Below are 16059 nucleotides of genomic sequence, written 5' to 3'. Positions count from 1 at the left end.
GGTGCTCACGCATTGCAACACCGGTCGGCTGGCCACCACCGCAGTCGGCACTGCGCTCGGGGCGCTGCGGGTGTTGCATGCGCGCGGCAAGGTCGCCGAGGTGTTGGTCGACGAGACGCGACCGCTGCTGCAGGGGGCCCGGCTGACCGCGTGGGAGTTGGCCGAGGCGGGCATTGCACACCGGCTGACGATCGACTCCGCCGCGGCGTGGGCAATGGCCACCGGGCAGGTCGACTGCGTGATGGTCGGCGCGGACCGCATCGCGGCCGACGGCTCGGTCGCGAACAAAATCGGCACCTATGCGCTGGCGGTGGCGGCGCACCGGCACGGTATCCCGTTCATCGTTGTCGCGCCCGAATCGACTCGCGACATCGCGACGGCCACGGGAGGCGAGATCGTCGTCGAACAGCGAGCCGCGGCGGAAATCACTCATATCGGCGGCGTTGCCACCGCCCCGGACGGCACCGATGTCTTCAATCCCGCTTTCGATGTCACACCCCCTGACCTGGTCACCGCGGTGGTTACCGAAAACGGACCGATCGGCGAGGCGAATACCGCTGTGGGACAGCAGATTGCCGACATCGCCCGTAGCTTGTACGCGCGGGGCTGGATGCCGGGCACGGCGGGCAATATTTCGGTGCGCACCGGGCAGACCGCGGCGATCACCGGCAGCGGGCTGTCCAAGGGCGAGCTCACCGCCGACGACATGGTGACGGTGGCCGTCGCCGACTCACACCCGGTGTCGGGCAGCCGCCGTCCATCCGCGGAGACCGCGATTCACACCGCGATCTACCGGGCCACCCAGGCCAATGCCGTCGTTCACGTTCATGCGCCGCACGCGACCGCCCAAACGATCGGTTTGTCAACGACTTTGACGTTCACGGGCTACGAGCTGATCAAAGGACTGGGCACCAGCGGCACCATCAGCATTCCGGTGTTCGCCAACCACATCGATGTCGCGGGCATCGGCGAGGACATCGAGCAACATCTGAAACAACATCCGGACGCCCCGCCGGTACTGTTCATCGCCGGCCACGGGATCACCGCGTGGGGCGCCGACCTTGCGCAGGCTCGCGACCGCGTCGAATGCCTGGAAGCGATGTGCGAGTTGGCGACGCTGACCGGGCGCCGCGAGATAGGGATCGAATGACACTGCTGCAGGTGATGGCCGACACCGACGCGGAGAAGGTGCGGTTGCGCATCGACGACGCCCGCCAAATCGGCGACGAGCTTGCCACGCGGGGAATCGTCTTCGATCGCCGACCGGTTGCTTCTGACGTCGACGCGACCGAGTCGCCCGAGCGGATCTTGGCCGACCACGCCGAACAGGTCGCGGCAATCAACTCCGGGGACCGGTATCGACACATCGACGTGGCCGCGCTGCGACCCGACCACAGCGACCCCGACTGGCGCGCCTCGGCGGCCGCCGCTCGCTCGAAATTTCTGGCCGAGCACCGGCACGCCGAAGACGAGGTGCGCTTCTTCGTTGCCGGCCGCGCCTGCTTCTACCTGCACCTCGAGCCGGAAGTCTTTGCGGTGGTGTGTGAAAGCGGCGATCTACTGACGGTGCCAGCGGGCACCCGGCACTGGTTCGACATGGGTTCGGACCCCGAATTCGCCGCGATCCGGTTCTTCGAGCAGCCAGACGGCTGGATCGGCGACTTCACCGGCGATCCGATCGGAGAACGCTTCCCGACGCTCGACCAGCTCGTCGCGACGTGATCGCAGCGATCGTCATCGACATCGAGGGCACCACCAGCCCGACCAGTTCGGTGCGTGAGGGTCTCTACAGCTACACCCGTCACCATCTGGGCCGATGGCTGGCAGACAACGTCAGCGGACCCGCCGATTCGGTGATCGCTCAAACCCGGGAGTTATCGGCACAACCCGACGCCGGTCCGGCCGAAGTAGCGGAAATCCTCTGTGATTGGCTCGATTCCGATGTCAAAGCCGCGCCGTTGAAGACCGCCCAGGGCCTGGTTTGCGCGGCAGGCTTCCGCAGCGGTGCTTTGCACGGTGAATTTTTCGACGACGTACCGCCGGCGCTGGCGGCCTGGCGCAAAGCGGGTGTCGAACTGCATATCTACTCGTCAGGTTCGGTTCGTAACCAACAGGATTGGTTCGCCTACGCTCGCGGGGGCGATCTGGCGTCGTTGATCAGCGGTTGGTTCGACCTGGCCAATGCGGGTGCCAAGCGTGAAAGCTTCTCGTACGAAACGATTGCCAAGGCGATCGGCCTGACACCTGACCAGATCCTCTTCCTGTCCGATCATCCAGACGAACTCGACGCCGCAGCCGTGGCCGGCTGGTCGGTACTCGGCGTCGAGCGTCCCGGCGAGCCGAACAAGCCACGTCCACCGCATCGCTGGGTCGCCTCGTTCGACGAGGTCGACGTGCCCGGAGCGTAATCGGCGGCTGTTACCAGGCACATCTTGAACTCAGGCTGATTTCAAATTGCCGGTCGGCGCCGTGGGCGGGAACATAGGATCTTGGGGGATTTGGGGAGCGGAACGGCATGATCTTTACGCAGTACTACCTCGACTGCTTGTCGCAGGCGTCGTATCTGATCGGCGACGAGACGACCGGCCGGGCAGTTGTGGTCGACCCGCGCCGCGATATCGATGAGTATCTGAACGACGCGGCTGAGCACGGCCTACGCATCGAACGCGTCGTCGAGACCCATATTCACGCCGACTTTTTGAGCGGTCATCTGGAGTTGGCGGCAGCGACCGGGGCGGTGATCTCATACGGGAAAGACGCCGATGTCGAGTTCCCGGTTGAGCCGCTGCACGACGGCCAGCGCATCTCGCTGGGTGACGTGACTCTGCAAGTTCTCGCCACTCCGGGTCACACACCCGAATCGATCTGCATCGTGGTGTACGAGCACGCCGACGACGAGGTGCCCTACGGGGTGCTGACCGGCGACACCTTGTTCGTCGGCGACGTGGGACGCCCAGACCTGTTGGCGGACAACGGCATTTCAGCGGAGACATTGGCACGATCGATGTATCAGTCGCTGCACGACAAGCTCCTGAAGCTGCCCGATGCCACTCGCGTCTTCCCCGCGCATGGGGCCGGGTCGTCGTGCGGCAAAAACCTGTCGAGTGAAACCAGCTCGACGATCGGTGAGCAGCGGCGAACCAATGACGCACTTCAAATCGTCGGGGTAGAGCGGTTTGTCGCGACACTCACCGAGGATCAGCCGCCCCGGCCGCGCTACTTCGAGTTCGACTCGGTGCGCAATCGCGAGCAGCATCCGCTGCGCGACGATAGCCCGCCGCCCTTGTTGGACATCGACGATGTCTGCAGGCACGCCGCGGTGGGGGCCATTCTGCTCGATGGTCGAGACGAGGCCGAGTATGCCCGCGGACATCTGCGTGGCGCGGTCAACGTCGGCTTGCAGGGCCGCTTCGCGGAATCCGTCGGCATTGTCGTGTCACCGGATACCGACATCATCCTGGTCGGTGATGCGGCGATTGCGCAGGAAGCCAAGACACGCCTCGCCAGAGTCGGCTTCGATCGGGTCATAGGCCAATTACGGGACTTGCCAGTTGTTTTCACGCGCTGGCACGACCTGGTCGAGACCGCTTCGCGTTTCACGCCTGCGCAACTTGCCGAACTGCTCTACACGGAGCCCGACCTCCAGTTGCTAGACGTACGCAACCCGGGGGAGACGGCCGAGGGCGTTATTCAGGGCGCGCGTGAGATTCCGCTACCGTCGCTGACCGATTCGATCGACAGTCTGGATTACCGGGCGCCGGTGGTCACGTACTGCGCCAGTGGGTACCGCTCGCTGGTGGCGGCAAGCCTGTTGCGCGCCTCGGGGTTCCATGCCGTCGCAGACCTGCTGGGCGGCTACGGCGCGTGGCAGGAATACGGCGCAGCCTAGATCGAGAAGTCCTCGCCGTGCCACACGCCGGCTTCGGGCGGCCGGATGACGCGACCGGTCTGCGGTGAGTCGCTCTGCGACTCGAGTTTGGCGACCCGGGTGAGCAATGACTGGAGGCTGACGCCGACCAGATCAGGCATCATCGAGTCGTCGTCGGTGCCCGGCTTGACGCGGCTGATTGCCTGCCCCGGCACGCCGACGACCACAGCGCTAGACGGAACTTCCTTGACCACAACGGCATTGGCGCCGATCCGGCTGTCGTCGCCAATCTTGATGGCGCCCAGGACTTTGGCGCCGGCGCCGATGGTCACCCGGTCGCCGATGGTGGGATGACGTTTGCCGGTGTCTTTGCCGCTGCCGCCGAGCGTGACGCCGTGATAGATCGTGACATCGTCGCCCACCTCGGCAGTTTCACCGATCACCACGCCGGTCGCGTGATCGATGAACAGGCCAGTACCAAGGGTGGCGCCAGGATGGATGTCGACCCCGGTCAGGATTCGGGTGACTTCGCCGACGGTGCGTGCGGCCACCTTCGCGCCGCGTCCCCACAGCCAGTGGCCGACTCGATAGCCCCAAATCGCGTGCACGCCTGGATAAGCGAAGATGACCTGCAGCGTGCTGGGGATGGCGGGATCGCGCTCCTTAGCCGCCCGTATGTCGTCGCGGAACGCATCGAGCATGGCTAATCCGCCAGATCGGAGAACAGCACGGTGCTCAAATATCTTTCTCCGGACGAGGGCAGGACCACGACCACGAGCTTGCCTTTGTTCTCGGGTCGGCGAGCGACTTGCAGTGCGGCGACTACCGCTGCGCCGGAAGAGATCCCGACCAGCAGTCCTTCTTCCGTGGCCAAGCGGCGAGCCAGTTCGAGAGCTTCCTCGTTGCCGACCTGGATGATCTCGTCGACGACGTCTTCGTCGTAGACCGGCGGAATGAACCCGGCTCCGATGCCCTGAATCGGGTGCGGCCCCTTCTGCCCGCCGGACAGCACCGGCGAAGCAGCCGGCTCGACCGCGATCACCTTCACGTCCGGCTTGCGCTCCTTCAGCACCTGTCCGACACCGGTGATGGTGCCCCCGGTGCCGACACCCGCGATGAAGATGTCAACCTTGCCGTCCGTTTGCTTCCAGACCTCTTCGGCAGTGGTGGCACGGTGGATGGCCGGGTTAGCCGGGTTCTCGAACTGTTGCGGAACGAAGTAGCGCTGGTCGCTCTTGGCCAGTTCCTCAGCCTTGGCGATCGCGCCCGGCATGCCGTCCTTGCCCGGGGTCAGAACGAGCTCGGCGCCGTACGCGCGCAACAACACTCGTCGCTCGATGCTCATGGTGTCCGGCATGGTCAACACGAGCTTGTAGCCGCGCGCCGCCGCCACCATCGCCAGCGCAATGCCGGTGTTCCCACTGGTCGGCTCGAGGATTATCGTGTCGGGCTTGATCAAGCCGGCTTCTTCGGCCGCGTCGAGCATCGCGACTCCGATGCGATCCTTGACGCTGCCCCCGGGGTTGAAGTATTCGAGCTTGGCGACCACATCGGCCCCGGCACCCTCTGTTACCCGGCGCAGCCGGACCAGCGGTGTATTTCCGACTAGCTGTGTGACGTCTTCGGCAATGCTCATTTAGATTCGCTCCCACGGTCGCGGATCAAAGGTCGTCGGCCTCCCAGCTTATGTCGAACTCTATGGGTGTCTCGGTGGGGATGGCTAGCGCAACGGGGGTAAACCGTTGTCCCGCGCGGTCCAACGCCACTCCGGTCAACACACGTCCGTGCAGATCGCCCGGAGTTTTCGCGGTCACGGTCGCGGTCGACGAACCCGGCGCTCGCCGAATGTAGAAATCGGTCCGCGGCTCGACGGCATCCACGGCGTAGCCGTCCGCGTCGACGAGTTGGTGGTCATCTGAGGCGGTGAGCGTCAGCGGGGCAGTTACCTGGAACGGCCCGATCAGATCGGCGTCTGCGACAGCGTCGACGTCGACGAGTGTCGGCTCGGCGCCGGGCTTGCGGGCTGTGCGAACGGCCGCGGTCGCCCCGCTGAGTAGATAGTTGTACAAATGCACGACCTTGTCGGCGTTGCGGTAATGCCGTGCACCGGTCAACCAGAAATTGACGTGCTCGATTTTCGGTGTGCCGGTCTCGGACGTGACGATCAGCCGGTAGTAGCGGTAACCGCGTCCGCCGCGGCCGTGGCTGCTGGTCGACAGCGTGCTGCCCTCGCCGAGCGTGCGCTGATAGCGGCCCGCTTGAGCGCCGGTGGTCAGCAACGAACCCGAAACATCATGCCAGACAACGCCATTGGATGACTTTTGGAGTCGCAGCACCGCGGTGACGTCAGACCCGGAGCACACCGAATAGCCACCAAGCTGGGGTTCGCCGTCGAATTCGAACGTGGTGACCGATCCGCGGGTGCGGCGCACGGCGATCGGCACGTTGAGCGGCCGGGTGTCCAGGGCCAGCCCGTTGGTCAGGTACCAGATCGCGGCCTGGGTCGCGGCGATCGCTTCGTGCTCGCTGATGTTGGCCGGCCCGATCGGATAGCCGGCCTCGCGTAGGCGACGGCTCAGCTCGGCGGTGGGCAGCAGGGGATAGGAGTGTCGCAGGATCCAGTCGACCTCGGCCTCTTTGCCCGATGCGCGCAGATGGGACAGCTCCGACCAGGTGCCGAGCTGGTAGCGCGAGGGGTGGTGGGGCGAAACGCCGGTGAAGTCCAGCGAGTAGGCCGGCACGTTCGGATTGAGCCGAATCAGGTCGGTGCGCGCCCAGTTGCCGTCGATGAAGATGACTTTTTCCACCGTGTGCGAATAAGTGCCGCCGCGGTAGCGGGTCAGGCGCGACAGTTCGGTGGCCGGACGGATCGCGACGCGGCTGGTGGTCGCTATCCGTCCCGCGGTGCGGTGGCTGGGATATAGAACAGTCATTGTTGCTTGAGCTTCCTGAAAGACTTTGGAGCGGTGCGCGATTCGATCTCTCCGGGCAAGCGGAGTTGATCGCCCTGAGGCGGGAAGCGCGAAGATTTCTACAGCGTCAGAAGGGCGTCAGGAAATCAACGACAACAACAGCAACAACAGATGGCGGCAAGGCAGCGCGAAGGAACGAAGCGCGACTGTGCGGCGTGTTGCATATCGCCACTATAGGGCATGATTTGACGCGGGCCCTTAGACCGCTGATCCCGCACCCCCGCCGAGATAAAAATCACGCTGAGTTTTACACTTGCCGTGGTTCAGTGCGGAGCCATTTTGGTCGGCTGGCCTGCGCGGCCGGACAACGATCAATCCTCGACGACGGAAGGACCACGATGACGTCGGCTCAGAACGAGTCACAGGCACTTGGCGATCTTGCTGCCAGGCAGCTAGCCAACGCGACAAAGACTGTTCCCCAGCTTTCCACCATCACCCCCCGCTGGCTGCTCCACCTGCTGAGCTGGGTCCCGGTGGAGGCCGGCATCTACCGAGTCAACCGGGTCGTCAATCCCGAGCAGGTCGCGGTCAAGTCTGAAGACGGCGCCGGCAGCGAGGGACCGCTACCCGAGACCTATGTCGACTACGAGACCAACCCGCGCGAGTACACGCTGCGGACGATCGCCACGCTGCTCGACATTCACACCCGGGTTTCTGACCTGTACTCCAGCCCGCACGACCAGGTCACTCAGCAGCTGCGGCTGACCATCGAGACGATCAAGGAACGCCAGGAGTTCGAGCTGGTCAACAGCCCCGAGTACGGGTTGCTGGCGCAGGCGACTCCCGAGCAGACAATCCAGACGTTGGGTGGTCCGCCTACGCCCGATGATCTCGACGCGTTGATCACCAAGGTCTGGAAGACGCCCAGCTTCTTCCTGACCCACCCGCTCGGCGTTGCCGCGTTCGGTCGCGAAGCCACCCGTCGCGGCGTGCCGCCGGTGGTCGTCAGCCTGTTCGGCGCGCAGTTCATTACCTGGCGAGGCATCCCGATCATCCCGTCGGACAAGGTGCCGGTGGAGAAGAGCAAGACCAAGTTCATCCTGGTGCGCACCGGTGAGGAGCGCCAAGGCGTGGTGGGGCTGTTCCAGCCCGGTCTGGTCGGGGAGCAGGCGCCGGGCTTGTCGGTGCGGTTCACCGGCATCAACGAGTCGGCGATCGCCCGTTATCTGGTGACGCTGTACACCTCCTTGGCCGTGCTCACTGACGACGCCCTCGCCGTGCTCGATGGCGTTGCCGTGGACCGATTCCATGAGTACAAGTGAGCACCGCGCGGTAGACGCCGAAAGCGACTTGCCTCTCAGCTCTGCGGAACTCTCGGCGCTGGCCAGCCAGCTCTACGCGGCCAGCATCCGGCCCGGTTTCGACAGTCCGCCGCAGTCGGCGCCGGTTGCCCCGCGAGGCAACGCGCCCGACACAACGGCGGCCGCCTCGGCAGGTCAGACGGCGGCTGGCGCCGCGGATCAGTATCCGGTGCCGGTTCCGTTGCTCGGCGTCTCCGACGTCTACCTTCCTGCTCCGACATCCCCGGAACCGGAGCCGCCACCGCAAGCGGTGCCGGTAGCCCCACGGGGCAACGTGCCGGATACGACGGCAGGACCGTCACTTGCGGCGACGTCCGGCGGCATCGCGGATCCGTTCGTGCCGGCTGACCTCAGCGCATTTGCGGTGCCCACCGAAGGCATCGTCCCGACCTTGCCGGGAGTGCTGGCCGGAGGTGTGCCCACGGTTCCGGTAGCTCCCCGCGGTTCGGCGCCGTCGTGGCCAACCGGTGCGCCCTCGGTTCCCGAACTGGGGTGGACCGACACTGTGCGGGCCGTGCCGAACGCACCGGCCGGCGATGAGGGCAACTATCACTTCCTCACCGCGAACGATCCAGTGCCGCAGTTGACCGACGAGCACGAGGTGTTCGACGTCAACGCGGTGCGGGCGGACTTCCCGATCCTGAAAGAGGTCGTCAACGGCAAGCCGCTGATCTGGTTCGACAACGCGGCCACCACCCAGAAGCCGCAGGTGGTGATCGACCGGCTGGTGAAGTTCTACTCGCATGAGAACTCCAACATCCACCGTGCTGCCCACGAGTTGGCGGCACGGGCCACCGACGCCTACGAGGAGGCGCGCGACACCGTTGCCGAGTTCATCGGGGCGCCATCGTCGGACAACATCGTGTTCGTGCGCGGCACTACCGAGGCGATCAACCTGGTGGCGCACGCCTGGGGCAGCAAGCATCTGCAGCCCGGCGACGAGATCGTCATCACCCACCTAGAGCATCACGCCAATATCGTTCCCTGGCAGCTGATTTCGCAGAAGACTGGGGCCATCCTCAAGTGGGCGCCGATCGACGACGCGGGCAACTTGCTGTTGAGCGAATTCGAACAGCTGTTGGGTCCGCGGACCAAACTTGTTGCGGCCAGCCAGGTTTCCAATGCGCTGGGAACGGTGGTTCCGGTCGAAAAGATTGTTGAGCTGGGTCACCGCTACGGTGCGCGGGTGCTGATCGACGGCGCTCAGTCGATCCAACACATGCCGGTCGACGTTGCGGAGCTGGGTGCGGATTTCTTCGTGTTCTCCGGACACAAGATCTATGGCCCCACCGGAATTGGCGCGCTCTACGGCACCGAGGAAGCGCTGACCGAGACGCCGCCGTGGCAGGGCGGCGGCCACATGATCGCGGACGTCACGACGGATCGTTCGCTGTATCAAGGCCCGCCGACGAAGTTCGAAGCCGGCACCGGCAACATCGCCGACGCGGTCGGGCTCACCGAGGCACTGCGCTACGTGCAGCGGCTGGGCATCGAACGCATCGCGGCATACGAGCACACCTTGCTGGAGTATGCGACACCGCGGTTGGCGGACATCCCGGGTGTGCGCCTGGTGGGCACCGCCGAGGAGAAGGCCAGCGTGCTGTCCTTCGTGCTGGCCGGTCACGAGCCGCTCGAAGTGGGCAAGGCGCTGAACGCCGAGGGAATCGCGGTGCGCGCGGGTCATCACTGCGCGCAACCCGCGCTGCGGCGACTGGGGCTCGAGGCGACGGTCCGCCCGTCGTTCTCCTTCTACAACACCCACGAGGAGATAGACGTCTTCCTCAATGCGGTGCGGCGGATAGCCGAGGGCGGCACCAACGTCGGGTGACCCCGTCGTTGGCGTGAGCGTGCGCCAGGCCTGGGTGGTGGCTGAAACTGCGGCCATCTGCCCAGGCCAACGGCGCATTCTGCGGTTCAATCGTCTGCCGGGTCACATTTCTTCTGCCTGATCCGAAAGCTCCCGCTCAGCGGCCCGAACCCGTAAATTCTCGACGTGGACTGTGTGTGCAGGCGGGCAGCGGCATTGATGTCGCGCGCCTGCACGCGTGCATACCCGCAGAACGCAGGGTGACCCCAGGCCTTCCCCGTAGTCAGAGGAGCGCGATGACGTGCATCACGAGTCGGCAGAACGAGCAAACTCGATGAACGCCGCCGTCATCGCCGGAGGCTCGACAACTTTTCTCGGATTTTGCCTGCTAAACGATGCGAATCCAACCGGCCGGAATGCTCGTCCGATGGGTTGGCATGAGCCCTTTGAGCAAACTCGTCCAGCTATAAAGTCGTGGACTTCGTCACACGTGCACGACTCTCGGCGGAGCGGATAGGCCGTTGCCGCAGAGAACTCCTGGGCCGACCGTTGCCGGGCTTGATTGGTCCAAACCCGCTACCGGTATCGGCGACTTCGTCGTGATGGCGGGCGAGACGTTTGCCGCCGCCTTTCGCCGGCCTTTCGCGGTGCGCGAACTGATCGATCAGATCTGGTTCGTCGCGAGGGTGTCGATTGTGCCGACTCTGGTGCTATCGATCCCCTACACCGTGCTTATCGTTTTCACGCTGAACATTGTGCTGATCGAGGTCGGCGCCGGTGACTTGTCGGGTGCCGGTGCCGCCCTGGCCTCGGTCACCCAGGTGGGGCCGGTGGTCACGGCGATCGTGGTCTCCGGCGCGGGCTCCACGGCGATGTGCGCGGATCTGGGCGCCCGGACCATCCGTGAAGAGATCGACGCGATGAAGGTCATTGGCGTCAACCCCATCCAGGCGCTGGTGGTGCCGCGAGTGATCGCCGCGACATTCGTTGCCCTGCTGCTGTATTCGGCGGTCGCGGTGGTGGGCCTTACCGGCAGCTACTTCTTCGTGGTGTACGTGCAACACGTCACACCGGGGGCGTTCATCTTTGGGATGACACTGCTGACCGGCCTTCCGCAGGTAATCGTGTCCCTGGTCAAAGCACTGCTTTTCGGGCTTTCGGCGGGTCTGATCGCCTGCTACAAGGGCTTATCCGTTGGCGGCGGACCGATTTCAGTGGGCAACGCCGTCAACGAGACGGTGGTGTTTGCGTTCATGGCCCTGTTCCTGATCAATATTCTGGCCACCGCTTTCGGCGTGAAGGTGTCTCCATGAGTACCGCCGAAGACGAGAGGTACATACCGGGCTCCGAGATCGTGAGCCGGATGGTCGCCTCGGTCCGGAGCTTGGGGGAGCAAACGGCGTTTATCGGCAACGCGCTGGTGTCAACCGTCGACGCGGTTCGGCGTTATCCAGGTGAAGTACTGCGGCTGATCGCTGTTCTGGGGATGGGCACCGGGGCGCTGGCCGTCATCGGCGGCACCGTGGTCATCATCGGATTTCTGACACTGACCACCGGCGCGCTGATCGCTGTGCAGGGCTACAACACGCTGTCCAATGTCGGGATCGAAGCTCTCACTGGGTTTTTGGGTGCCTTCCTCAACGTCCGGTTCATTGCGCCGGCGACGGCGGGGGTGGCGCTGGCCGCCACCATCGGTGCGGGTGCCACTGCGCAACTCGGGGCCATGCGCATCAACGAAGAGATCGACGCGCTGGAGGCGATGGCCATTCGGCCAATCACCTACCTGGCATCGACCCGCATCGTGGCGGGGGTGCTGGCCGTCATTCCGATCTACACCGTCGCCGTTCTGATGTCGTTTCTGGCGACTCGATTTGGCACGACGATCGTCTACGGGCAGTCGCGCGGTGTGTACGACCACTACTTCTCATCGTTTCTGCACCCGACCGATCTGCTCTGGTCGTTCACCGAGGCGCTATCGATGGCGGCCGCGGTGATGGCAATTCACACGTATTACGGCTACCACGCGACCGGCGGACCGGCAGGAGTGGGCGAGGCGGTCGGCCGCGCGGTGCGCTCTTCGATCACCGCCGGAGTTTTCATTCTGCTGACCATCACGCTGTCGGTATACGGACAGTCCGGCAATTTCCACTTGTCGGGGTGACGAGATGAGTCACGAGACCCGGCGACGCCGGGGAATTGATCCGATTTGGTGGGCACCGGTGCTCGTTCTGGTGGTCGTCGCGATCAGCACGCTGACCGCGATGGCGTTCGAGGGAACGCTGCGGACGACCGTTCCGCTCACGGTGATTTCCGATCGGGCCGGTCTGGTGATGGAGGACGACGCGAAGGTGAAGCTGCGCGGCGTCCAGATCGGTGAAGTAGACCGTGTCGAGTCCTATGCCGATTCAGCCGGCACGAACCTTTCGAAGCTGAAGCTAAAAATCTATCCGAGCGAATTCCGCTACCTGCCGAGCAACGTCGAGGCGGAGATCAAGTCCAGCACCGCATTCGGCGCCAAGTACGTCGACCTGATCGTTCCGGCGGAGGGCACCAGTCATCGTCAACTGGCCAAAGGTGCTGTGTTGCACAGCCGCAACACGACCGTCGAGGTCAACACCGTCTTCCAGAACTTGCAGTCGATAGTCCGTGCGATCGACCCGGCCAAGCTGAATGGTGTGCTCTCCGCGCTGTCTGACGCGTTCCGCGGCAAGGGCGAGCGCATCGGAGAGGCGATCAGCGGAGGCAACCAATTTCTGGTTGCCGTGAACCCCAAACAGGCCACCATCCGTACGGATTGGCAGCTGTTCGGCAAGACCACCGCGGCCTATTCGGTTGCGGCGCAGGATATCCTGTCGACGCTGGATGCATTCTCGACAACGAGCGTAACGATCACCAAGAACAAAAAGGCGCTTAACGACCTGCTGCTGGATGCCATCGGCTTCTCGAATGCCGGGATCAACACGATCGGCCGGAATGAGCAGAACCTGGTCAACTCGATCAACCTGGTGGCGCCGACTTTCGAGTTGTTGAACAAGTACTCGCCGACCTACAAATGCACGTTCGAGGGTGCCGTGTGGTACTTGGAGAACGGCGGCAGGGCCTACATGGGGGGCAACGGCAAATCCCTGATGATCGACGGTGGGCTGCTCTTCGGCGACGACCCGTACCGCTATCCCGACAACCTGCCCCTCGTGCAGGCCAAGGGTGGTCCCGGCGGCAGGCCGAGTTGTGGTTCGTTGCCTGACGCCAGCGCGAACTTCCCGGTGAAGTATCTGGTGACCGACACCGGATTCGGTACGGGACTGGACATCCGGCCCAACTCCGGCATCGGTTTCCCCGGGTATGTGAACTACTTCCCGGTCACCAAGGGAACGCCCCAACCGCCGCTGATTCGCTACCCGGGCGGTCCGGCACCGGGCCTGGCGCCGGCCTATCCCGGACAACCTCCCTACGGTGCACCCGATTACGCGGGGGCTGCGACGCCACCGCTCCCGCCCGCACCTCCATCGCCCTGACTTGCCCAGGCCCTTCGAAAAGTAAGGAACAGCAATGAGAACCAACACCGGCGCCATCGCGCGTGTGGTGGCGTTCACTGTTGTCTCCCTTGCTTTCGTCTTCATTCTGGTGACGGTCTTCGGGCAGTTCCGGTTTGACACCCGGACTTCCTACAGCGCGGTGTTTTCGAATATTTCCGGGCTCAAGGGCGGAAACTTCGTCCGAATCGCCGGCGTCGAAGTGGGCAAGGTCAGTGAGCTCAAGCTGCTGAAGGACGGCACTGTCCACGTCAACTTCGCCATCGACAAGGGACTGAGGCTCACCGAAGGCACCAAAGCCTCGGTGCGCTACGAAAACCTCATCGGCGACCGCTATCTCGCTCTCGAAGACGGGCCCGGTCCGCCCAGGAGATTGCCGCAGGGGGCCACGATTCCGTTGGAACGCACTTCTCCTGCCCTCGATGTCGACGCCCTCATCGGTGGTTTCCGGCCACTGTTCCGTGCATTGGATCCCGACCAGGTCAACGCGCTGTCGGGCCAATTGCTCAGGGTGTTCCAGGGTGAGGGAGCCACCATCTCATCGGTGCTCGGTGAGACTTCTGCGCTGACCACCACGCTGGCCAACCGCGACAAGCTCATCGGCGATGTGATCACCAACTTGAACGTCGTGCTGCACACCTTCGGCACCCGCGACACACAGTTCTCAGACGGCCTGGACAAGCTCTCCCAACTGGTCGGGGCACTGTCCGAGCGCAAGACCGATATCACCAAGGACGTGGCCTACATCAATGCCGCGACAGGATCGGTCGCCGACTTGTTGACGGCCGCGCGACAACCGATCAAAGACGTGATAGTGCAAACGGATCGCTTCTCGGGGCAGATCGAGTCCGATCACAATTACTTCGACGACCTGGTGAAAACCCTTCCCGACGTCTATCAAACGCTTTCTCGCCAGGGGCTTTACGGCGACTACTTCGGCTTCTACATCTGCGATGTGATCATCAAGCTCAACGGCCGGAACGGGCAACCTACGTTCGTCAAGCTGGTGAGCCAGGTAACCGGGCGGTGCTTGCCGAAAAAATGACGTCGATCACAAGTACCTTCAAAGGCAAATTCAAGCGGCCCAACATCAAGCCGCTCGCCGAGCGCAACCGGACCACGGTCGGCCTGGTCGGCATCGGCATCGTCGTTGCCTTGGTGGCTGCTGTCTTCTCCTACGAAAAGATCCCCTTCTTGACCGGAAAGTCCGGCTATTCCGCATATTTCACCGAGGCAGGCGGAATCAAGCCGGATAGTGACGTGCGGGTGTCCGGGTTGTCGGTCGGCAGGGTGTCCAGCGTCAACTTGGACGGGACGAAGGTGCTGGTCAAGTTCACCGTCGACGACGACGTCGCACTGGGCAACCGCACCGAGGCGTCGATCAAGACCGAGACCGTACTCGGCACCAAAATGCTGGAGATCACTCCGCGTGGAGACGGCAAGCTGGAAGGCCCGATCCCAGTCGAGCGCACCCGCGCGCCGTACGACTTACCGGATGCCTTGGGCGACTTGACCAGCACCATCAGCGCGTTGGACACTGCAAAGCTTTCTTCGGCGCTGACGACGTTGGCGAACACCTTCAAAGACACTCCACCTGATTTGAAGGCCGCCTTGGAGGGAGTAGCGCAGTTCTCCAGCACGCTGGACAACCGCGACGCGAAACTGCGCAGCCTGCTGGCCAATGCGAACAAGGTCGTCGGGGTGCTGGGCAAGCGCAGCGACCAGATCGCCAACTTGGTCATCAACGCAAATGCCTTGCTGGCCGAGCTTCTGACGCAACGCAACGCGGTTGACGCGCTGATGACCAATGTCGGTGCCGCGACGCGCGAGATCTCAGCCGTCATCGGCGACAATCGGACGCAGCTCAAACCCGCACTGGACAAACTCAACTCGGTGCTGTCGGTCTTGGACGACCGCAAAAAGGAACTGCAGCGCACCTTGTACCTCATCCCGAAGTACGCGATGTCGTTCGGTGAAGTGCTGGGGTCGGGACCATTCTTCAAAGCCTCACTGCCGAACCTGACGCTGGGACAATTTGTGCAGCCGTTCACCGACGCGGCGTTCGCTGATCTGGGGCTCGATCCCAATGTGCTGCTGCCGTCGCAACTTGTCGATCCGGGCAACGGTCAGCCTGGCCTACCGCTGCTGCCGATGCCGTATCCCCGAACCGGACAGGGCGGCGAGCCGCGACGGTCGATCCCCGACGCAATCACCGGCAATCCCGATCAGCACTCGTGTGGTCCGGCCGGCATCCCGTTGCCCGGGCCCGGCTGCTACCCGTACCGGCCGCCGCCACCGGCGCCGCCGCCGGGTGGGCCACCGCCCGGGCCGCCGGCGGATCTCAAGCCGCCGCCCAAGCAGACGCCGGTCTATGTCCCGGCGCCGAACGAAGTGCCCGCGAACGGGGGTCGCTGATGGTTTTCGCGGATGTGCGCGCGAGACTTGGCAACCGGGCCAAGAGCGGCAAGTCATGGATCGAGAACCATCGACGGGCCACAAAGATCGGTACGGCGATCAGCCTGGTGCTGATTCTGGCCGTCGGGATCAGCATGATGGTGACGCCGTGGTGGAAGCAGGT

Annotated in this window: 14 protein-coding genes; 11 read left to right on the top strand and 3 right to left on the bottom strand. The window is 64.0% G+C overall.

Annotation, left to right across the window (positions count from 1 at the left end; translation table 11 throughout):
* The 4 genes from mtnB to VN856_RS19505 all read left to right on the top strand — a co-directional run.
* Positions 1-1150, top strand: a 1150-nt coding sequence (mtnB, locus tag VN856_RS19520; protein WP_325691988.1) for a methylthioribulose 1-phosphate dehydratase, incomplete at its 5' end; no start/stop codon positions are given.
* A complete protein-coding gene (locus tag VN856_RS19515) occupies positions 1147-1722 on the top strand; it encodes a cupin (protein WP_325691986.1) in 576 nt (191 codons plus the stop codon). The genes mtnB and VN856_RS19515, both read left to right, overlap by 4 nt.
* Positions 1719-2408, top strand: a complete 690-nt coding sequence (gene mtnC / locus VN856_RS19510; protein WP_325691984.1) for an acireductone synthase — start codon at positions 1719-1721, stop codon at positions 2406-2408. Before VN856_RS19515 ends, mtnC begins: the two co-directional genes overlap by 4 nt.
* Positions 2409-2515: 107 nt before the next feature.
* Positions 2516-3889: an MBL fold metallo-hydrolase gene (locus tag VN856_RS19505; RefSeq protein ID WP_325691982.1), complete on the top strand. Its 1374-nt coding sequence runs from the start codon at positions 2516-2518 to the stop codon at positions 3887-3889.
* Here the strand turns inward: VN856_RS19505 and cysE are convergent.
* From cysE to VN856_RS19490, 3 genes are read right to left on the bottom strand one after another with little or no spacing between them, the layout of a single operon-like run.
* Complete coding sequence (gene cysE, locus VN856_RS19500; RefSeq protein WP_325691980.1) at positions 3886-4569, bottom strand: serine O-acetyltransferase; 684 nt, start codon at positions 4567-4569, stop codon at positions 3886-3888. The genes VN856_RS19505 and cysE overlap by 4 nt on opposite strands.
* Before the next feature lie 2 nt (positions 4570-4571).
* Positions 4572-5504, bottom strand: coding sequence for a cysteine synthase A (gene cysK, locus VN856_RS19495; RefSeq protein ID WP_325691978.1), 933 nt, complete (start codon positions 5502-5504; stop codon positions 4572-4574).
* A 25-nt stretch (positions 5505-5529) separates the two neighbouring features.
* Positions 5530-6801: a thioester domain-containing protein gene (locus tag VN856_RS19490; protein ID WP_325691976.1), complete on the bottom strand. Its 1272-nt coding sequence runs from the start codon at positions 6799-6801 to the stop codon at positions 5530-5532.
* Positions 6802-7178: 377 nt separating this feature from the next.
* Between VN856_RS19490 and VN856_RS19485 the strand changes: the two genes are divergently transcribed.
* The 7 genes from VN856_RS19485 to VN856_RS19455 all read left to right on the top strand — a co-directional run bounded on the left by VN856_RS19485 (position 7179) and on the right by VN856_RS19455 (position 15896).
* Entirely contained in the window at positions 7179-8102 is a 924-nt protein-coding gene (locus VN856_RS19485) for a family 2A encapsulin nanocompartment shell protein (RefSeq protein WP_325691974.1), read from the top strand.
* Positions 8089-9969, top strand: a complete 1881-nt coding sequence (locus tag VN856_RS19480; RefSeq protein WP_325691972.1) for a family 2A encapsulin nanocompartment cargo protein cysteine desulfurase — start codon at positions 8089-8091, stop codon at positions 9967-9969. The genes VN856_RS19485 and VN856_RS19480 overlap by 14 nt, the downstream gene beginning before the upstream one ends.
* Before the next feature lie 581 nt (positions 9970-10550).
* On the top strand, positions 10551-11261 hold the full coding sequence (locus VN856_RS19475) for an ABC transporter permease (protein ID WP_325691991.1): 711 nt from the start codon (positions 10551-10553) through the stop codon (positions 11259-11261).
* A gap of 50 nt (positions 11262-11311) precedes the next feature.
* Positions 11312-12109, top strand: coding sequence for an ABC transporter permease (locus tag VN856_RS19470; protein WP_414687002.1), 798 nt, complete (start codon positions 11312-11314; stop codon positions 12107-12109).
* A 4-nt stretch (positions 12110-12113) separates the two neighbouring features.
* Positions 12114-13463, top strand: a complete 1350-nt coding sequence (locus VN856_RS19465; RefSeq protein ID WP_325691968.1) for an MCE family protein — start codon at positions 12114-12116, stop codon at positions 13461-13463.
* Positions 13464-13497: 34 nt separating this feature from the next.
* Positions 13498-14526, top strand: a complete 1029-nt coding sequence (locus tag VN856_RS19460) for an MCE family protein (RefSeq protein ID WP_325691966.1) — start codon at positions 13498-13500, stop codon at positions 14524-14526.
* A gap of 44 nt (positions 14527-14570) precedes the next feature.
* On the top strand, positions 14571-15896 hold the full coding sequence (locus tag VN856_RS19455; RefSeq protein WP_414687001.1) for an MCE family protein: 1326 nt from the start codon (positions 14571-14573) through the stop codon (positions 15894-15896).
* Positions 15897-16059: the final 163 nt, after the last annotated feature.

This window comes from Mycobacterium sp., from assembly GCF_035603715.1.
Taxonomy (GTDB): domain Bacteria; phylum Actinomycetota; class Actinomycetes; order Mycobacteriales; family Mycobacteriaceae; genus Mycobacterium.
This window is presented reverse-complemented; position numbering and strand designations above follow the sequence as displayed.